This is a genomic window from Hydrogenophaga sp. GW823-FHT04C09 (assembly GCF_058796355.1).
In genome coordinates this window covers 151,438-170,392 of the sequence record NZ_JBXAIO010000009.1, presented here as the reverse complement: position 1 = coordinate 170,392, position 18,955 = coordinate 151,438, and the positions used below count along the sequence as shown (strand labels likewise).

Genomic DNA, 18,955 nt, shown 5'->3' with positions numbered 1-18,955 from the left:
GGGATGTCTTTCCAGCGTTCAGGCGTCCAGCACGAGCGACGGGCCGCGCGCGCGCGACACGCAGATGCACAGCGATTCGTCGGCGGCCTTCTCTTCGGGGGTGAGGTAGTGGTCGTGGTGTTCGATGCCGCCCTCGGCTTTCACCACCGGCAAGGGGCACAGGCCACATTCGCCGCGCCGGCAGTCCCACAACACGGGCACGCCCTCGGCCAGCAGGGCATCGAGGATGCTCACGTCGCTGCCCACCTGCACGGTCTTGCCCGTGCGCTGCAGGTGCACGCTGAAGGGCCGGGCGTCGCCCGAGATCGCGGCGGTGAAGCGCTCGCTGCGCACCCGCTCCGGTGCCCAGCCGAGCGCGGCAGCCGCTTCATGTGTGGCATCGATCATCGGCTTGGGGCCGCACACGTACACGGCGGTGCCCGCCGGCTGGGCCCGCAGCAGCGCCTGCAGGTCTGGCGTGCCCTGCGCGTCGCTGTGGTGGAAGCGCACGCGCTCGCCCGCGAGTTGCGCCAGTTCGCCGCGGTAGGCCATGCCGGCGGCCTCGCGGCCGGCGTAGAACACGCGGTAGTCGCAGCGGCGGCGGGCCAGGCTGCGCACCATCGAGAAGATGGGCGTGATGCCGATGCCGCCCGCGATCAGCAACACGTTCTGGTCGCGCCGGTCGAGCGGGAAGTTGTTCACCGGCGGCCCGACCCGCAGGCGCGTGCCCACCTCGAACGTGGCATGGATGTGCGCCGAGCCCCGGGCATGGTCCTCGCGCTGCACCGCGATGCGGTAGGTGTGGCGCGCATCGTCGTCCAGCGTCGCGCCGCCCACCAGCGAGTAGTGGCGCACGATCAGCCCGCGCTCGGGCGAGACCGTGTGCAGCGCGATGTGCGACCCGGCGGCATACGACGGCAGCGGGCTGCCGTCCACCCGGGTCAACTGGAACTCGCGCACCCGGTCGGTCAGCTGCCGCACGGCGCTGACCTGCACGTCGAAGTTGGGCCGTGCCATGGTCCAAGCCTCAGTCGAGCTTGATGCCGGACTTCTGGATCAACGGGCCCCAGGCCGCCACCTCCTGCTCCATCAGCTTGCCCATCTCGGCGGGCGACATGGTGTAAGGCTCGTAGGTGAACAGCGTCAGCTTGCTGCGCATGTCCGGCGTCTGCATCACCTTGGCGATGGCCTCGTTGAGCTTGGCCACGATGTCCCTGGGTGTGCCCTTGGGCGCGAGCAGGCCGTTCCACCCGCCCACCGCCCACGGCGCGGGCGCGCCGGTTTCGGCGGCGGTCGGCACCTTGTCGTAACCCGCGATGCGCGTGGGCGCGGCGGCGGCCAGGAAACGCACCTTGCCCGCCTGCAGCATCGCGCCGGCCGAGGCTGCCGAGCCGATCGCCCAGTCCAGCTCGCCATTGGCCACGCCGGTGTAGAGCTGCGAAGACTCCTTGTACGGCACGTGCGTCATGCGCGTGCCCGTGGCCGACTCCAGCATCAGGCCGCCCAGGTGCGCCGGGCTGGCCACGCCCCAGGAGCCATACGTCACGCCATCGGGCTTGGCCTTGGCGCTGGCGATCAGGTCGCCCATGCTCTGCCACTTGGAGGCCGTGGGCACCACGACGAAAAAGTAGTTGCGCACCAGCGGCGTGACGGGCTCGAAGTCTTGCGTGGCGCTGTAGGGCAGCTTGTTGAACAGGTGCGGCTGCGTGCCGATGTGAAAGCTGTCCATGTGCACCAGCGTGTAGCCGTCCGCCGGCGCCAGGCGCGCTGCCTGGAAGGCCACGAAACCGCTCGCGCCCGGCTTGTTCTCGATCAGCACCGGCTGCCCCAGCACCGGCCCCAATTTCTCGGCCAGGTTGCGCAAGAGCACGTCCGGCCCCTGGCCCGCCGGGAACGGCGTGACGATCCGGATCGGCCGGGCCGGGTAGCCGCTCTGCGCCAGCGCGGCACCGGGCAGCAGGTGGACGGCGGCGCCCGCCAGCAACGCGCCGAGGAACTGGTGTCTCTTCATGTCTGTCTCCTGGGATTCGAATGGGGCAGGCGAATTTTATTGATCTGAATCAAAGATAATTGAACTCAATTTTGGTTATCACTTGACTCTTTAAAGAACAAATGGACACCACCACCCACATCCGCACCTTCGTCGAGGTCGTGCGCTGCGGCGGCTTCTCCGAAGCCGCGCGGCAGCTCGGTGTGGTGCCCTCGGTGGTGGCCAAACGCATCGCCCAGCTGGAGGCCGAACTGCAGGCCCGGCTGTTCGAGCGCACCACGCGCAAGGTGACGCTGACCGAAGCCGGCGAAAGGCTGCACCTGCGCGCGGCCGGCGTGGTGGCCGAGTTCGAGGACCTGCTGCACGCCGTGCGGCGCGACGAAGGCAAACCCGAAGGCCACCTGCGCGTGATGGCCCCCACCACACTCACCATGGAGCAGCTCGGCGACGTGTTCTGCGCCTTCCTCGCCACGCACCCGCGCATCACGCTGGAGCTGTCGCTGGTCGACCGCTCCACCAACCCGGCCGAAGCCGGCTTCGACCTCGCCATCAGCGGGCGCGCCGCCAGCTACGAAGGCGTGGTGGACGTGCCGCTGTGCCCCGTGCAACCAGTGCTGTGCGCGGCGCCGGCGTACCTGAAAGAACGCGGCACCCCCACGCACCCGCGCGACCTCGCAGACCATGCCTGCATCGCCTTCGCGCCTACCGGCACCAGCTGGGCCTTTCAGAGCGCGCGCGGCGTGGTGACGGTCGACGTGCACCCGCGCCTGCTCGCCGACGACAACCGCACCGTGCTGCGCGCCACGCTGCAAGGCCTGGGCGTGGCGCTGCTGCCGCGCTACATCGCGGGGGCCGAGCTGGCCAAAGGCACGCTGGTGCCCTTGTTGCCCAAACACGAGCCGCAGGAAAACTGGTTCAAGGCCTATGTGCCGCGCCGCAAGATGGGCACGGCGCGGGTGAAGGCGCTGCTGGAATTTCTTCAGGAGAACTGGGCGGGCGGGTCGCTGTAGCTCGCACTGGGCGAGCGAGCGGCATCGTGTCTGTCATCGGCCCCGTGATCCAGAAACGCAAACCCATTGCAAGCCGCCACAAAACTCTTCGCGGCATCTTGCCGGCCAAAGCCATAGACCGGCACATCGGCTTCACGGGCGCGGGTGACCACGCCCGTGTAGTCGCTGTCCGATGACACGATGCAGAAACCATCCACCTTGCGTTGTGGGGCGAGCAGCATTTCCATCATGTCCATGATCAACGCGGAGTCGCTGGCGTTCTTGCCGTGGCGGTAGTGGAACTGTTGCACCGGCCGGATCACGTTGGCCTCCAGCACCTTGCGCCAGGAAGCGACGTGCGGGTTGGTCCAGTCGGCGTACGCGCGGCGGATGAGCAGGTGGCCGCGTTCGGCCGCCAGCTTCATCACGGGTTCGCAGCATGTCCAGCTCATGTTCTCGGCGTCGATCAGCAACGCGAGTCGGAGCGGTCGGGGGAAAAAGAACGGTGCTTGCTTCATGGGCCTTCCTGTTGCGATGAGTTCCACCACCACCCTTTTGAGGTGGCGGTGGCCCGAACAGGTTGGCGTACCGAGACAGCTTGCACCATCGGCGAGACTTGCGTCTCCCCATCCGGGCCACCATAAAAGGAAAGCACAGACGAAGAAGATGATGGCCGCAACGCCGAAACATTGCAGCCATCTCAAAACGCAAGCTGTCAGCAGGACGCCAATCCTGATCGCACTTTTGTACGACGAAAGAAGTATAGCTTCGGCGTTCAGCGCCGCCGATACGCCCCGCAGTGTTTTCCCGTCCACTTCTTGAACGCGCGCTGAAAGGTCGGGCTGTCGCTGAAGCCGAGTTCGCTCGCCAGCTGCACCAGCGACACGCGCGATGACGACAGGCGCGAGATCGCGAGGTCGCGCCGCAGGTCGTCCTTGAGCCATTGCAGCGAGGTGTGTTCGGCCGAGAGGTGCCGCTGCAGGCTCGATGGTGAGGTGTGCAGGTGTTCGGCCACGGCCTCCAGCGAGGGCCATTGCGGGTAGCTGCGCATGAGGTGGTTGCGCACCCGCTGCGCCACGGCCCCGAAGTCGCGCGGCGGCGAAATGACCTGCGTGTACGCGTCGGTGAGGAACACGCGCAGGGCCGGCTCGTCGCGGCTCACCGGGGTGTCCAGTTCCTTGGCCTTGAACCAGAAACCGAAAGCCGCCTGCCCGTAGCGCCGGGGCGCGGGGAACACGAGGTTGTAGCCCTCCTGGCCGTCGGGCTCGGGGTAGCTGAAGTCGAAGTGCGTGATGGGCAGCGGCGCGTTCAGCAGCCAGGCGGCCAGGCGCCAGAGCACGCGCACCATGGTCTCCTGCGCGAACACGGGCGTGGCGTGGTCGGGGGCGATGGTCTGCATGTGCAGGCCGGCTTCGTCGCCGTTGACCTGCAGCGAGAAAAAGATGTCGTCCTGCAGCAGGTTGAGCGCCGCGCTCATGCGCTTGAGCGCGCGCCGCAGGTCGTGCGCGGACAGGCCTTCGCGCGCCGTCAGCGCGAAGCTGCCGGGCTTGAACGGGCGCGAGAACAGGCCCATGCATTCGTCCTTCATGTCGTTGAGCAGCGCATAAAAGAGCGCGACGTACTGCATGGGCGTGACGCCCGGGTGGCCGGGTTGGCGCAGGGCATGCGGGTCCACCCCGACTTGACGTAGATAGCCATCCATGTTCATGCCCCGGCTTTCCGGCCCGGAGAGCATGCCGAACACGAAAACAGGGGCAATGAAGGCCCCCGGGTTTTCCCGAGGTTTTCGGTGTTTGAGGTCTTTTGCCATGGTTTCAGGGTGTTCGGCTATCGCTAGGAAATGGGGCGGAGCCTAGCATCCGCCCCGTCTTCTGACCAATTTTTCGGGGCCGCCGCCCCATCGCACAAAGGACCGTTCATGAAGCAAGACGTGTATGTCGTGGGGGTCGGCATGGTGCCGTTCACCAAACCCGGGGCGAGCGAGCCCTATCCGCAGATGGCCGCCAAGGCGGTGCACGCGGCGCTGCGCGACGCGGGCCTGGACTACGCCAAGGTGCAGCAGGCCTACGTGGGCTATGTGTACGGCGACTCCACCGCCGGCCAGCGCGCGCTGTACGAGGTGGGCATGACGGGCATCCCCGTCGTGAACGTGAACAACAACTGCTCCACCGGTTCCACCGCCCTCTTTCTCGCACGCCAGGCGGTGATGAGCGGCGCGGCCGACTGCGTGCTGGCGCTGGGCTTCGAGCAGATGAACCCGGGCGCCCTCGGCTCGGTGTTCAAGGACCGCGCGAGCGCCTTCGAGCGTTTCGACGACGCCACGGAAGAGCTGGTGGGCCATGGCGAGATTCCGCTGGCGCTGCGCTACTTCGGCGGCGCGGGCCTGGCGCACATGCAGGAGTTCGGCACGCCGCTGAACACCTTCGCCAAGATCCGCGCCAAGGCGAGCCGCCACGCGTCGAACAACCCGCTGGCGCTGTTCCGCACGGTGGTGACGGAAGAGGACGTGATGAACGCGCCGGTGATGTGGCCGGGCGTGATGACGCGCCTGATGGCCTGCCCGCCCACCTGCGGCTCGGCGGCCGCCATCGTGTGCTCGGAAGCCTTCGCGAAGAAGCACGGCCTGAACACCGCCGTGCGCATCCGCGCGCAGGCGATGACGACCGACAGCCCGGCCACCTTTGAAGCGAAGGACATGCGCGAGGTGGTCGGCTTCAGCATGGCCAAGGCCTGCGCCGAGCAGGTGTACGCCGAAGCCGGCCTGGGCCCGCGCGACGTGCAGGTGGTGGAGCTGCACGACTGCTTCGCGCACAACGAGCTGCTGAGCTACGAGGCCCTGGGCCTGTGCGAACGCGGCGGCGCGCAGAAGTTCGTGGAAGACGGCGACAACACCTACGGCGGCCAGGTCGTCACCAACCCCTCGGGCGGTCTGCTCTCCAAGGGCCATCCACTGGGTGCGACCGGTCTGGCGCAGTGCACCGAGCTCGTGCAGCAACTGCGCGGCCAGGCCGAGAAGCGCCAGGTGGAAGGCGCGCGCATCGCGCTGCAGCACAACCTGGGCCTGGGTGGCGCCTGCGTGGTGACGATGTACGAAAAGGTGGCCGCATGATCGACAGGAAATTCATCGGCCACCGGTTGAAGCCCTCGGTGCTCACGGTGGACCGCACACGCCTGCAGTTCTTCGCCAAGGCCATCGGCGAGAAGGACCCGGTCTACGTGGACCTGGCCGCGGCCCAGGCCGCCGGTTACGCCGACGTGCCGGCGCCCCCCACCTTCCTGTTCGCGGCCGAGCTGGACAGCGGCGCGAACGACCAGCTGCTGGCCGACCTGGACATTCCACTGGCCAAACTGCTGCACGGCGAGCAGTCGTTCCGCTACCTCCAGCCGGTGTGCGCGGGCGACACGGTGACCGTGCAATCGACCATCACCGACATCTACGACAAGAAGGGCGGGAAGCTGGAATTCGCCGTCAAGGATTCGCAGGTGACGAACCAGCGCGACGAACTGGTCGCCGAGCTGCGCACCGTCCTTGTGGTTCGCCACTGAAAGGGAAAGAACACCATGACCGCATCGATCAAGGTCGGCGACCGCCTGCCCGCCCTGCAACTTCCGCCGGTGGACCGCGCCACGCTCGCGCTCTTCGGCGGCGCCTCGGGCGACCACAACCCCATCCACATCGACCTGGATTTCGCGCGCCGCTCGGGCATGCCCGACGTGTTTGCGCAAGGCATGTTGGGCATGGCCTGGGTGGGCCGGCTCATCACGCAATGGGCGCCGCAGGCGCGCCTGCGCCAGTACGACGCGCGCTTCGCCGGCATCACCCACCTGGGCAACGCCATCACCTGCAGCGGCGAGGTGGTGGAACTGCTGGACCGCGACGGCGAGGCCTGCGCGCGCGTGGCCGTGAGCTCGTCGAATCAATACGGCCAGAACAAGATCGTCGGCGAGGCCATCGTCGCGCTCGCCTGAACAACGCATTCAAGACAGCAAGAGGAAACAACGCAATGACGAAGAAACTCGACGGCAAGGTGGCCCTGATCACGGGCTCGGGGCGCGGCATCGGCCGTGAAATCGCCCTCAAGCTCGCCCAGGACGGCGCGCGCCTGGTGATCAACGACCTCGACGCCGATCCGGCGCAGGAGACCGTGGAGGCCATCAAGGCCCTGGGCGGCGAGGCCGTGGCCTGCGTGGGCAGCGTGACCGCGCCCGATTTTTCGGAGCGCTTCATCGGCACCGCCGTGGAGAACTTCAAGGGCCTGGACATCATCGTCAACAACGCCGGCTACACCTGGGACAACGTGATCCAGAAGATGACCGACGAGCAGTGGTACGCCATCATGGACTGCCACCTCACCGCGCCCTTCCGCATCCTGCGCGCGGCGCAGCCGGTGATCCGCGCCCTCTCCAAGGCCGAGACGGACAGCGGCGTGCGCAAGGTGCGCAAGGTGGTGAACATCTCGTCCATGGCCGGTGTGTTCGGCAACGTGGGCCAGACCAACTACTCGGCGGCCAAGGCCGGCATCATGGGCGTGACGCAGGCGCTGGCCAAGGAATGGGGCCGCATGAACGTGACGGTGAACTGCGTGGCCTTCGGCCTCATCAAGACGCGGCTGACCGGCAGCACCGCCGACGGCGCCACCACGAACATCGACGGGCGCGACATCAAGGTGGGCGTGAACCCCGGCCTGCTGTCGATGATGGAACAGACCATTCCCCTGGGCCGGGGCGGCACACCGGAAGAGGCCGCGGGCTCGGTGTACCTGTTCTGCATCCCCGAGTCGGACTACGTCAGCGGCCAGACGCTGATCTGCTCCGGCGGCCTCACGGGCATGTGAGCATGCTGCCGCGCCTGCACCAGCACGCCTGGATGGACGCCGACATCGAAGCGTTCCGTGAGCAAGTCCGCCGCTGCGTGGCGGACAAGCTCGCACCCAAGCTCGATGCCTGGCGCCGCCAGGGCTTCATCCCCCGCGAGTCCTGGCGCGCCCTGGGCGAGCTGGGCTTCCTGTTGCCCGAAATGCCCGAGGCCTATGGCGGCCCGGGCGCGAGCATCGCCTACCAGCTGGTGGTGCAGGACGAGCTCTCCAAGCAGGAGATCCCGGCCAACACCGGCGTGCACTCCATCGCTTCGCACTACATCCTGGACTACGGCACCGAAGCACAGAAGCAGCGCTGGCTGCCCAGGCTCGTCAGCGGCGAGATGCTGGCCGGCATCGCCATGACCGAGCCCGGCGCGGGCTCGGACCTGAAGGCCATCCGCACCAAGGCCCGGCTCGATGGCGACCACTACGTGGTGGACGGCGCCAAGACCTTCATCACCAACGGCTTCACCGCCAACCTGCTGGTGGTGGTGGTGCGCACGGGTGAGGCCGGTGCCAAGGGTGTGTCCCTGATCGTGATGGAAACCGAGAACCTGCCCGGCTTCAGCGTGGGCCGGCGGCTGGAGAAGCTGGGCCAGCACGCCTCGGACACCGCCGAACTCTCGTTCGACGGCGTGCGCGTGCCGGCTTCGCAACTGCTCGGCGGCCAGGAAGGCGAAGGCTTCAAGCAGCTGATGAGCCAGCTCACCTACGAGCGCCTGCTGCTCGCGGTGAACGCGGCGGCGGTGATCGAGCGCGCGGTGGAACTCACGGTGGACTACACCAAGCAGCGCAAGGCCTTCGGCCAGGCGCTGGCCGACTTCCAGAACACCCGCTTCAAGCTGGCGGAGTGCGCCACGATGGCGCACGTGGTGCGCACCTTCGTGAACGACTGCATCCAGCGCCAGCTGGACGGCACGCTGGACAACGAGGCCGCCTACATGGCCAAGTGGTGGTGCTCGGAGCAGCAAGGCAAGGTGACGGACGAATGCCTGCAGCTCTTCGGCGGCTACGGCTACATGGCCGAGTACCCGATCGCGCGCCTCTACGCCGACTCGCGCGTGCAGCGCATCTACGGCGGCGCCAACGAGATCATGAAAGACCTGATCGCGCGCAAGGTGCTCGGCTGATGAAACCGCTGAACCACTTGCACGTGATCGAGTTCGAGGGCATCGGCCCCGGCCCGCTGTGCGGCCGGGTGCTGGCCGACCTGGGCGCGCGCGTCACGGTGATCGCGCGGCCCGGCACCTCGTCCGTGGTCGACAAGCTCTCGGGCGGCGGGCAACCGCCGCTGCGCGAAGGCAAGACCGTGGTCGAACTCAACCTCAAGCACGCCAACGACGTGGCCCAGGCCTTGGGCCTGGTGGCCAGCGCCGACGCGCTGATCGAAGGCAACCGCCCGGGCGTGATGGAGCGCCTGGGCCTGGGCCCCGCGGCCTGCGCGGCGGTGAACCCCAGGCTGGTCTACGGCCGCATGACGGGCTGGGGCCAGCAGGGCCCGCTGGCCCAGGCGGCCGGGCACGACATCAACTACGTCGCGCTCAGCGGCATGCTCTCGCTCTCGGCGGTGCACGGCCAGCTGCCCGTGTCGCCGCCCACGGTGCTGGGCGATGCCGGCGGCGCACTCGGCCTGGCGCTGGGCATCGTCAGCGGCGTGCTGCAGGCGCGCCAGAGCGGCCAGGGCTGCGTGGTGGACGCCGCCATCGTGGACGTGGTCGCCATGCTGGGCGGCCTGGCGCAATGGATCGCCGGCACCGGCGGCCTGGGCGGCCAAGGCAACGACCGGCCCAGCGTGTTCCACGACTCGCCGTTCTACGACGTCTACCGCTGCGCGGACGGCGGCTTCGTCACGCTGGGCGCGATCGAGCCGCAGTTCTACGCGCTGCTCGTGCACAAGCTCGGCCTCGCCGACGTGGACCCGGCCGCCCAGTTCGACACCGCCGCCTGGCCGGCCCTGAAAGAGCGCGTGCGCGCCCTCTTCCTCACGCAACCGCGCCAGCACTGGTGCGAGCTGCTCGAAGGCACGGACGCCTGCTTCGCCCCGGTGCTCACGCTGGACGAGGCCGCCCGCCACCCGCACAACGTGGTGCGCGGCCTGTACGCGCAGACGCCTTCGGGCGAACGCCGCACCGGCGCCGCTCCCCGCTTCACCCCCTTGCAAGAGGTCCCTACCCATGACTGAAGCCCGGCGTTCCCACGCCGCCATGCTGGAGGCGCGCGACCTCACGCTGAAATTCGGCGGCGTCACCGCGCTGTCCGAGATTTCGGTGGACATCGGCCACCAGGAGCTGGTGGCCCTCATCGGCCCCAACGGCGCGGGCAAGAGTTCGCTGCTCAACGTGCTCTCGGGCTTTTACCGCCCGAGCACGGGCACGGTGCGGTTCGAGGGCCAGGACATCGGCCGCTGGCCGGTGCACCGCGTGGCCCAGGCCGGCCTGGCGCGCACCTTCCAGGGCACGCACCTGCTGCCGCACATGAGCGTGCTCGACAACATCCTGGTCGGCCGCTACATGCACATGAAGAGCACGCTGACCACGGCCTTCCTCTACTACCCCTTCGCGCACCGCGAAGAGGTGGCGCACCGCGCCGTGGCCGAGGAGATCCTGGGCTTTCTCGAACTTGAGCACCTGCGCCACCACACGGTGGGCACGCTGGGCTACGGCATGCGCAAGCGCGTGGACCTGGGCCGCGCGCTGGCCATGGAGCCGCGCATGCTGCTGCTGGACGAGCCCATGGCCGGCATGAACAGCGAAGAGAAGGAAGACCTGGCGCGCTTCATCCTGGACATCCGCGAATCGCGGCAGATCCCGGTGGTGCTGGTGGAGCACGACATGGGTGTGGTGATGGACATCGCCGACCGCGTGATCGTGCTGAACTTCGGCCGCAAGATCGCCGACGCCTCGCCCGCCGCCGTGCAAAAGGACGAAAACGTGATCTCGGCCTACCTGGGGGCCCACGCATGAGCACCACCCCCAACAAGACCCCGCAGACCCTGCCGCAATGGCTGCTGCACAACGCCGCCACGCGCGGCAGCGAGGTGGCTCAACGCCACAAGCGCGACGGCGTGTGGCACGAATTCAGCTGGGCCGACGTGCGCGACGAAGTGCGCGCCCTGGCCCTGGGCCTTCGCGCCCGTGGTGTTCAGCGCGGCCAGACCGTGGTGCTGCTGAGCGAGAACCGGCCCGAGCTGTACTGGGCCGAGTGGGCCGCGATGGCGGTGGGCGCCAAGGTGGTGGCGCTCTACCCCGACGCGGCGGAAGCCGAGGTGGACTACATCGTGGCCGACGCGCAAGCGGTCTGCGTGTTCGCCGAAGACCAGGAGCAGGTGGACAAGGTGCTGCCCGTGATGGCGCGCCACGGCGGCCTGCACACCGTGGTGTGGTGGGAGTCGGGCGGCCTGTGGTCGTACCGGCACGAAGGCCTGCTGGGCTGGGACGCGTTCCGCGCGCCGGCCGAGGACGCGGCCTGGTTCGAGCAGTCGGTGATGCAGGGCCAGGCCAGCGACATCGCCGTGTTGTCCTACACCTCGGGCACCACCGGCGCGCCCAAGGGTGTGATCACCACGCACGCCTCGCTGATGCACAACGCCGAGCTGATCGGCCAGACCATGCAGGTGCCCGAGGGCGGCGAGTACCTGTCGTACATCCCGCTCTCGTGGGCCACCGAGCAGTGGGTGGGCGTGACCATGGGCCTGATGCGCCCGCTGCGCGTGAACTTCGCCGAGCGGCCGGACCAGATCCAGGAAGCGATCCGCGAGCTGGCCTGCGAGATGGTGTTCTTCGGCCCGCGCCAGTGGGAAAGCCTGGCCGCGCGCGTGCACGCCCGCATGCTCGACGCCGCGCCCTGGCGCCAGAAGGTGGTGGACTGGGGCCTGCGCATCGGCAAGCTGGCGCGCGCGGACCAGATGGACACCCGCGCGCGCTCGTGGTGGGTGCGCGCCCAGCTGCCGCTGGCCGACGCGCTGGTGCTGCGCCCGCTGCGCGAGCAGCTGGGCCTGAAACGCGCGCGCATCGCCTTCACCGGCGGCGCGGCGGTGGCGCCCGACATCTTCCGCCTGTTCGCGGCCATGGGCGTGATGCTGCGCAACGTGTACGGCTGCAGCGAGTTCGGCCTGATCACGGTGCACCAGGGCGAGCGCGTCAACGCCGAGACCATCGGCGAGACCGTGGCCATGGCCAGCGCCTGGGGCGTGCCCATGGAGTGGCGCGTGACCGATGGCGGCGAGCTGGAGGTGCGCGGCGGCGCGGGCTTCTCGGGCTACTGGGGCAAGCCCGAGAAGAGCGCCGAGAAGATGAACGAAGGCTGGTTCCAGACCGGCGACGCGGTGGGCCAGGGGCCCAGCGGCACCGAGCTCATCTACTACGACCGCGTGGAGCACATGAACCGGCTGCAGGGCGGCCACCTGTTCTCCAAGCAGTTCATCGAGGTGCGGCTGCGCTTCTCACCCTACATCCGCGAGGTGATGGTGGTGGGCGACCCGACGCGCTCGCACGTGACCGCGCTGGTGAACATCGACGGCGAGGTGTTCGGCCGCTGGGCCGAGCGCAACGGCGTGTCGTTCACGACCTTCACCGACCTGTCGCAGCGCCCCGAGGTGCTGGCCCAGGTGGCCAAGGAGATCGCGAGCGTGAACCGCACGCTGCCCGAGGCCGCGCGCCTGAAGCACTTCGTGAACCTGCCCAAGGAGCTGGACGCCGACGAGGGCGAGCTCACCCGCACCCGCAAGCTCAAGCGCGACTTCATCGAGCAGCGCTACGGCGCGCTGATCGACGCGATGTACGACAACCGGCCCGGCACGACCATCGAAATCCCCGTGCGCTACCAGGACGGCCGCGCTGGCGTGCTGCGCGCCGACGTGACCACCGGCCATGTGCCGGCCTCGCGCGCCCAGGAGACCTGACCCCATGACCGACTTCTTCAACTACCTCTTCAACGGCTTCCTGCAAGGCCAGATCTACGCCCTGCTGGCGCTGGGCTTCATGGTGATCTACCGCGCCAGCAAGGTGTTCAACTTCGCGCAGGGCGAGCTGATGATGCTCGGTGCCTACGCGGTGTGGACGCTCACGCTGGGCGCCAACCTCCCGCCCTGGCTGGCGATTCCGCTGGCCTTCGTCTGCGCGCTGGTCTACGGCTGGCTGATCGAGCGGCTGTTCTTCGAGCGGCTGGTGGGCGAGTCGGTGTTCTCCATGGTGATGGTGACCATCGGCCTGGTGATCCTGATCCGCGGCATCGTGCTGGTGGTGTGGGGCGCAGCGGACCGCCAGTTCCCGGTGCTGCTGCCGCCCACGCCCTTCATCGTCGGCGACATGATCTTCCCCTCGTCGCTGGTGATCGGCGCCATCCTCACGCTGGTGGTCACGGTGGGCATGTCGTGGTTCTTCAACCGCACCCGCGCCGGCCTCACGCTGACCGCCGTGGCGGAAGAGCCGACCACGGCGATCTCGCTCGGCATCTCGGTCAAGCGCGCCGTCACCCTGGCCTGGATGATGGGCTCGGTGATCGCCACGGCCGGCGCCATCGTGCTGCTCAGCGGCCGCTCGCTCACGGTGGGCACGGCCGACGTGGCGCTCGCCGCGCTGCCGGTGGCGCTGCTCGCCGGCCTGGAATCCATCGGCGGGCTGATCCTGGCCGGTGCCATCGTCGGCATCGTGCAGGCCCTGGTGGCGGCCTATGTGGACCCTGCGATCGGCGGCTCGGCCTCGTCCATCGTGCCCTTTGTTTTCATGCTGCTGATCCTGCTGGTGCGCCCCACCGGCCTGTTCGGCTGGCGCCATGTGGAGCGTGTGTGATGGACCCGTCCGGCATTTTCTTTACCAGCCACGCGGGCGACCGCTCCCTGATCCGCACGCGCGCGCAGTGGGTGGGCCTGCTGGCCCTGCTGCTCGTGCTGGCCACGCTGCCCTGGTGGGCCTCGGACCGCTGGGTCAGCATCGGCTACACCACCTTCATCACCGCCGTGGCCGTGATCGGCCTGCAGATCTGCACCGGCTACGCGGGGCAGATCAACCTGGGGCAGTCGGCCTTCATGGGCGTGGGCGCCTACGGCGCGGCGCTGGCCATGTCGGCCGGGTGGGACGCGCTCGCGGCGCTGCTCATCGGCGGCGCGGGCGCGGCCCTCTTCGGCGTGATGTTCGGCCTGACGGCGGCGCGCATCAAGGGCTTCTACCTCGCGCTCACCACCATCGCGGCGCAGGCGCTGTTCCACTTCCTGGTGCTCAACCTGCCGCAGGCCTGGCTGGGCGGCGCGGGCGGCCTGCACGTGGAGTCGGCCACCGCCCTGGGCATCTCGCTGAACAACGACCGCGCGATCTACGGTTTCTCGTTCATCGTGCTGGTGGTCATGACCATCGGGGCCTTCGGCATCGTGCGCTCGCGCCACGGCCGCAGCTTCGAGGCGGTGCGCGACGACGACGTGGCCGCCGGCATGATGGGCATCCCCGTGGCCGCCACCAAGGCGCGCGCCTTCCTGGTCAGCGCCTTCTACGCCGGCGTGGCCGGCGGCCTGTGGGTGGTGGCGCTGCGCCACGTGTCGGTGGAGCAGTTCACGCTGTTCAACGCCATCTGGATGATCGCCATGATGATCGTCGGCGGCCTGGGCTCCATCGTCGGCGCGCTGATCGGCACCGTGCTGATCCAGCTGGCGCGCGAGGGCGTGACCAGCCTGGGCCCGAGCGTCATCCAGTGGGTGCCCGCCGTGGGGCAGGACTTCGTCTTCGCCGCCATGAACGTGCTGCTGGGCACCGTGATCATTCTGTTCCTGCTCTTCGAGCCCAAGGGCGTGATGCACCGCGTGCAGATCACCAAGCAGGCGTACCGACTCTGGCCGTTCCCGTACTGACCGCCAGGGGGCGGCACCCATCACGACAACAGGAGACAACATGCAAACACTCAAGAGCTGGGCGGCCCGCACCGCCACCGTGGCCGGGCTGTGTCTGTCGGCGGCCCTGCCGGCCACGGCGCAGACCGTGTACCAGGTGCCCGCGATGTCCGATTTCTCCGGGCCGTTCTCGTCCATCATGCCGATGATGGCCGGCGGCCGCGAGGCGGTGGCGACCTGGTGGAACGCCGAGGTGGGCGCGAAGATGGGCGTGAAGATCGAGGTGAAGAGCTACGACACGCGCTACGACGCGGCGCAGACCGCCAGCCTGTGGCCCGGCGTGCTGGCCACCAAACCGCTGGTGGGCCTCTCGGCCGGCGGGCCCGACACCGCCGCGCTGCAGCAGCGCCTGCCCACCGACAAGGTGGTGATGATCTCGGGCTCGGCGGCCAACGGCTCGGGCTGGCGCCCCAACCAGTGGGTGCTCACGCCCCGGCCCACCTTCGTGCACGAGATCACCGGCTTCATCGAGTGGTACCAGAAGACCAAGACCCCGGGCCGCCCGGTGAAGGTGGCGATGTTCACCACCGAGGCCTCGCCCAGCTTCGCCGACATGGCCAAGGGCGTGTCGGCCTACGCCAAGGCCAGCCCCAACCTGGTGAACCTGGTGGAGATGGTCTTCGTGGACGTGCAGCCCACCGACGTGACGCTGCAGTTGCGCCGCGTGCTCAACGCCGGCGCCGAAGTGATCCTGGTGCCGACCAACATCCAGCAGGCGGTGGCGGTGAAGCGCGCCATGCAGGCCCTGGGCAAGAACGTGCCCATCGTGCACGGCCTGCAGAACTCACCCGGCATGCTGCAGAAGCTGGTGGGCAGCATGGCCGCGATGGAAGGCGACTACGAGGTGCACGGCGGCGTGATCACCAGCGAGGAGGACACCGAAGCCAAGCGCTTCTACGACCTGCTGGTGGCCAGGCACGGCATGAAGGTGCCGTGGCACGCCATCACCTCGCTCGGCATGACGCAGACGCTGCTGGCCGTGCGCGCCATCGAGGTGGCCGCGAAGAAGCACGGCCCCGACAAGCTCAGCGGTGAACTGATCTACACCACGCTGCTCGAGACCACCTTCCCCGCGAAGGACTTCTTCGGCCTCACCGGCGGCGACCTCGACTTCTCGGTGGAGGCGCCCTTCCCCACCAAGGACCCGCGCATCAACATCGGCCAGGTGGTGGGTGGCAAGTTGACCACCGTGGCCAAGGGCGTGCCCGTGCCCAGGCTGGGCAAGTGGTGAGCCCCTTTTCCGCCAACCTTCATTCCAACCAGGAGACGTCATGAAAGCACTGAAACACTGGGCCGCGCAAGCCGCCCTGCTGGCGGGCATCACCGCCTCGGCCATCGCGCCCGCGAGCGCGCAGACCGTGTACCAGATCCCCGCGCTGTCCGACTACTCGGGCCCGTTCGCGGCCATCATGCCCATGGTGGGCCCGGGCCGCGAAGGGGTGGTGAACTGGTGGAACGCGGAGGTGGGCAACAAGCTGGGCGTGAAGCTCGAGCTCAAGACCTACGACACGCGCTACGACACCGCGCAGACCGCCAGCCTGTGGCCCGGCGTGCTGGCCACCAAGCCGGTGATCGGCCTGTCGCTCGGCGGACCCGACACCTCGGCCCTGCAGCAGCGCCTGCCCACCGACAAGGTGCCCATGATCCTGGGCTCGGCGGCCAACGGCTTCGGCTGGCGCCCCAACCAGTGGGTGCTGGCCACGCGGCCGACCTTCGTGCATGAAGTCTCCGGCTTCATCGACTGGTTCCAGAAAACCAAGACCCCGGGCCGCCCGGTCAAGGTGGCGATGTTCACCACCGAGGCCTCGCCCACCTTCGCCGACATGGGCAAGGGCATCATCGCCTACGCCAAGGCCAACCCCAACGTGGTGACCCTGGTCGAGATGGTGTACGTGGAGCCCCAGCCGGCCGACGTGACGCTGCAGCTGCGCCGCGTGCTCAACGCCGGTGCCGAGGTGGTGCTGGTGCCGTCGAACATCCAGCAGGCGGTGGCGGTGAAGCGCGCCATGCAGACCCTGGGCAAGAACGTGCCCATCGTCTACAGCCTGCAGAACTCGCCCGCCATGCTGCAGAAGCTGCTCGGAAGCCTGTCGGCCATGGACGGGGACTACGAGGTGCACGCCGGCGTGATCGCCACCGACGAGGACACCGAGGCCAAGAAGTTCTACGACATGCTGGTGGCCAAGTACGGCGTGAAGGCGCCCTGGCACTCGATCACCACCATCGGCATCAACCAGACCCTGGTGCTGGTGCGTGCGGTGGAGGCGGCGGCGAAGAAGAACGGCGGCGACAAGCTCACCGGCGAGATGCTCTACAACACGCTGATCGAGACCCACTTCCCGGCCAAGGACTTCTTCGGCTTCACCGGCGGTGGCGACATCGACTTCTCGGTCGAAGCCCCCTTCCCCATCAAGGACCCGCGCGTCAACATCGGCCAGGTGGTGGGCGGCAAGCTGACCACCGTGGCCCGGGGCGTGCCGGTGCCCAAGCTGGCGAAGTGGTGAGCGAGAGCAGCGCCGTGTCGGAACCGCTGATCGCCCTGAACAACGTCGAGGTGCTCTACGCCGACGTGATCCTTTCGCTCAAAGGCATCACGCTGGCCGTGGCCTCGGGGGGTTGCACCGTGCTGCTCGGCCCCAACGGAGCCGGCAAGAGCACCACCCTCAAGACCATCTCCGGCATGCTGGACGTGGAGGAAGGCCGCGTCGCCTCGGGCAACGTGCGCATGCTGGGCCAGGACATCACCGGCGCGTCCGCCGAGCGGATGGTGGCCGACGGCGTGGTGCACGTGGTCGAAGGCCGCAAGGTGCTGCGCCACATGACCGCCGAGCAGAACCTGGTGGTGGGCGGGCACCGGCTCACGCGCATGGCCGATGTGAAGGACGGCCTGGAACGGGTCTACGGCCTGATCCCGCGCCTGGCCGAGCTGCGCACGCGCACCGCCGGTTACCTCTCGGGCGGCGAACAGCAGCTGCTGCTGATCGGCCGCGCCATGATGGCCCAACCCAAGCTGCTGATGATCGACGAGCCCTCGCTGGGCCTGGCGCCCATGATGGTGAGCGAGATCTTCGGCCTGCTGGCCAAGCTGCGCGCCGAGGGCGTGTCGCTGCTGATCGTGGAGCAGCACGCCCAGGCCGCGCTGGAGCTGGCCGACCACGGCTACATCCTGGAAAACGGCCGCGTGGTGCTCGAAGGCACGGCCGCCGAGCTGCGCGCCAACGAGGACATCCAGGAGTTCTACCTGGGCCACCAGGCCAGCGGCGAGCGGCGCAATTACCGCGAAGTCAAACACTACCGCCGGAGAAAGAGATGGCTGGGCTGACGCCCACCCCCCGCGCCGCCTTCGGCGTCACCCCCTGGGGGCGATGCCTGCCGACTGGCGAAGCCAGATCGGCGGCATCTCTGGAGGGGGCATTTCAAGCGTTGCGTGTCGTGCTTCGATGCGCTGGACAAACGGAACAACACCATGACAGAGATGAATGGCATCGAGTGGAACGTGGACAGCCAGGGCGTGGGGCGCATCGTGCTCAACCGGCCCGAACACAACAACGCGCTGGGCCCGTCGAACGCGCCCGCGCTGGTGCGCGCCATCGACGAGGTGCTCGCGGGGCAACCGCGCGCCGTGGTGATCGAGGCGCGCGGGCCGATCTTCTGCGCGGGTGGCGACATCCGCGAATTCGTGAAGGCGGGCGACCGGCTCGATGAGCTGGTGGACGAGATCCTCGACGAGCTGCTGCCGGGTTACCTCAAGCTCGCGCAGGCCACCTGCCCCATCGTCACGGTGGTGGGCGGCCCGGTGGGCGGCGCGGGCGTGGGCCTGGCGCTGTGCGGCGACTTCGTGCTCGCCAGCGACACCATGAAGCTGCGCACGGGGTACGCGGCGATCGGTCTCTCACCCGACGTGGGCGCCTCCTACTTCCTGGCGCGGCGCGTGGGCCCGGTGCGCGCGCAGCAGTGGCTGATGCTCAGCGACCCCATCGACGCCGCGCAATGCCTGGCCGCCGGGGCGGTGGACCAGGTGTTTCCCGCCGCCGAACTGGAGGCCGCCGCGCAGGCTTTGGTGCAGCGCCTGTGCGCCTCGGCGCCGGCCTCGCTCGCGGCCATGAAGCGGCTCTCGCTCGAAGGCCCCGCGCTCTCGCTGCAGGCCTACCTCTCGCTGGAGCAGCAGCTGCTCAAGGCCTGTGCCCGCACCGCCGACGCGCGCGAAGGCACCTCGGCCTTCGTGGCCAAGCGCGCGCCCACGTTCACCGGCCGCTGAGTC

19 protein-coding genes are annotated in these 18,955 nt (G+C 68.6%); 15 read left to right on the top strand and 4 right to left on the bottom strand.

All coding sequences use genetic code 11. The features are described from left to right. Positions 1-18: 18 nt before the first annotated feature. Together AC1Q9M_RS22430 and AC1Q9M_RS22425 are read right to left on the bottom strand one after the other, a co-directional pair. Complete coding sequence (locus tag AC1Q9M_RS22430) at positions 19-996, bottom strand: PDR/VanB family oxidoreductase (RefSeq protein WP_382321096.1); 978 nt, start codon at positions 994-996, stop codon at positions 19-21. A 10-nt stretch (positions 997-1,006) separates the two neighbouring features. Further along, the gene (locus tag AC1Q9M_RS22425; RefSeq protein WP_444687135.1) at positions 1,007-1,990 is read right to left on the bottom strand and encodes a Bug family tripartite tricarboxylate transporter substrate binding protein; all 984 of its coding nucleotides are present in this window, start codon (positions 1,988-1,990) and stop codon (positions 1,007-1,009) included. A 101-nt stretch (positions 1,991-2,091) separates the two neighbouring features. Here AC1Q9M_RS22425 and AC1Q9M_RS22420 point away from each other — a divergent pair, with 101 nt between their 5' ends. Continuing rightward, a complete protein-coding gene (locus tag AC1Q9M_RS22420; protein WP_492435839.1) occupies positions 2,092-2,979 on the top strand; it encodes a LysR family transcriptional regulator in 888 nt (295 codons plus the stop codon). Here AC1Q9M_RS22420 and AC1Q9M_RS22415 read toward each other — a convergent pair. Both AC1Q9M_RS22415 and AC1Q9M_RS22410 read right to left on the bottom strand, forming a co-directional pair. Further along, positions 2,949-3,476, bottom strand: a complete 528-nt coding sequence (locus tag AC1Q9M_RS22415) for an NYN domain-containing protein (RefSeq protein WP_492435837.1) — start codon at positions 3,474-3,476, stop codon at positions 2,949-2,951. The genes AC1Q9M_RS22420 and AC1Q9M_RS22415 overlap by 31 nt on opposite strands. A 257-nt stretch (positions 3,477-3,733) precedes the next feature. Further along, positions 3,734-4,666: an AraC family transcriptional regulator ligand-binding domain-containing protein gene (locus AC1Q9M_RS22410; protein ID WP_492435835.1), complete on the bottom strand. Its 933-nt coding sequence runs from the start codon at positions 4,664-4,666 to the stop codon at positions 3,734-3,736. A 210-nt stretch (positions 4,667-4,876) separates the two neighbouring features. On the opposite strand from AC1Q9M_RS22410, the gene AC1Q9M_RS22405 reads away from it, so the two are divergent. The 14 genes from AC1Q9M_RS22405 to AC1Q9M_RS22340 all read left to right on the top strand — a co-directional run bounded on the left by AC1Q9M_RS22405 (position 4,877) and on the right by AC1Q9M_RS22340 (position 18,952). Then, a complete protein-coding gene (locus AC1Q9M_RS22405) occupies positions 4,877-6,067 on the top strand; it encodes a lipid-transfer protein (protein ID WP_492435833.1) in 1,191 nt (396 codons plus the stop codon). Next, entirely contained in the window at positions 6,064-6,504 is a 441-nt protein-coding gene (locus AC1Q9M_RS22400) for a MaoC family dehydratase N-terminal domain-containing protein (RefSeq protein ID WP_492435831.1), read from the top strand. The genes AC1Q9M_RS22405 and AC1Q9M_RS22400 overlap by 4 nt, the downstream gene beginning before the upstream one ends. 15 nt (positions 6,505-6,519) lie before the next feature. Further along, positions 6,520-6,927, top strand: a complete 408-nt coding sequence (locus AC1Q9M_RS22395) for a MaoC family dehydratase (RefSeq protein ID WP_291120917.1) — start codon at positions 6,520-6,522, stop codon at positions 6,925-6,927. 35 nt (positions 6,928-6,962) lie between these two features. Continuing rightward, complete coding sequence (locus AC1Q9M_RS22390) at positions 6,963-7,793, top strand: SDR family NAD(P)-dependent oxidoreductase (RefSeq protein ID WP_492435829.1); 831 nt, start codon at positions 6,963-6,965, stop codon at positions 7,791-7,793. Positions 7,794-7,795: 2 nt separating this feature from the next. Next, a complete protein-coding gene (locus AC1Q9M_RS22385) occupies positions 7,796-8,947 on the top strand; it encodes an acyl-CoA dehydrogenase family protein (RefSeq protein ID WP_492435827.1) in 1,152 nt (383 codons plus the stop codon). Continuing rightward, positions 8,947-9,999 carry a CaiB/BaiF CoA transferase family protein gene (locus tag AC1Q9M_RS22380; RefSeq protein ID WP_492435825.1) on the top strand — a complete coding sequence of 351 codons (1,053 nt, stop codon included), beginning with the start codon at positions 8,947-8,949 and terminating at the stop codon, positions 9,997-9,999. The genes AC1Q9M_RS22385 and AC1Q9M_RS22380 overlap by 1 nt, the downstream gene beginning before the upstream one ends. Further along, entirely contained in the window at positions 9,992-10,780 is a 789-nt protein-coding gene (locus AC1Q9M_RS22375; RefSeq protein WP_492435823.1) for an ABC transporter ATP-binding protein, read from the top strand. Before AC1Q9M_RS22380 ends, AC1Q9M_RS22375 begins: the two co-directional genes overlap by 8 nt. Beyond that, on the top strand, positions 10,777-12,717 hold the full coding sequence (locus tag AC1Q9M_RS22370) for an AMP-dependent synthetase/ligase (protein ID WP_492435821.1): 1,941 nt from the start codon (positions 10,777-10,779) through the stop codon (positions 12,715-12,717). The genes AC1Q9M_RS22375 and AC1Q9M_RS22370 overlap by 4 nt, the downstream gene beginning before the upstream one ends. 4 nt (positions 12,718-12,721) lie before the next feature. Beyond that, positions 12,722-13,606, top strand: a complete 885-nt coding sequence (locus tag AC1Q9M_RS22365) for a branched-chain amino acid ABC transporter permease (RefSeq protein ID WP_492435819.1) — start codon at positions 12,722-12,724, stop codon at positions 13,604-13,606. Beyond that, on the top strand, positions 13,606-14,655 hold the full coding sequence (locus AC1Q9M_RS22360; protein WP_492435817.1) for a branched-chain amino acid ABC transporter permease: 1,050 nt from the start codon (positions 13,606-13,608) through the stop codon (positions 14,653-14,655). The genes AC1Q9M_RS22365 and AC1Q9M_RS22360 overlap by 1 nt, the downstream gene beginning before the upstream one ends. A 40-nt stretch (positions 14,656-14,695) precedes the next feature. Beyond that, positions 14,696-15,925 carry an ABC transporter substrate-binding protein gene (locus AC1Q9M_RS22355; protein ID WP_492435815.1) on the top strand — a complete coding sequence of 410 codons (1,230 nt, stop codon included), beginning with the start codon at positions 14,696-14,698 and terminating at the stop codon, positions 15,923-15,925. Positions 15,926-15,965: 40 nt separating this feature from the next. Further along, positions 15,966-17,198, top strand: a complete 1,233-nt coding sequence (locus AC1Q9M_RS22350) for an ABC transporter substrate-binding protein (RefSeq protein ID WP_382328439.1) — start codon at positions 15,966-15,968, stop codon at positions 17,196-17,198. Further along, a complete protein-coding gene (locus AC1Q9M_RS22345; protein WP_382321127.1) occupies positions 17,195-18,016 on the top strand; it encodes an ABC transporter ATP-binding protein in 822 nt (273 codons plus the stop codon). The genes AC1Q9M_RS22350 and AC1Q9M_RS22345 overlap by 4 nt, the downstream gene beginning before the upstream one ends. Positions 18,017-18,160: 144 nt before the next feature. After that, the gene (locus tag AC1Q9M_RS22340) at positions 18,161-18,952 is read left to right on the top strand and encodes an enoyl-CoA hydratase-related protein (RefSeq protein ID WP_382321129.1); all 792 of its coding nucleotides are present in this window, start codon (positions 18,161-18,163) and stop codon (positions 18,950-18,952) included. The last annotated feature ends 3 nt before the right edge of the window (positions 18,953-18,955 follow it).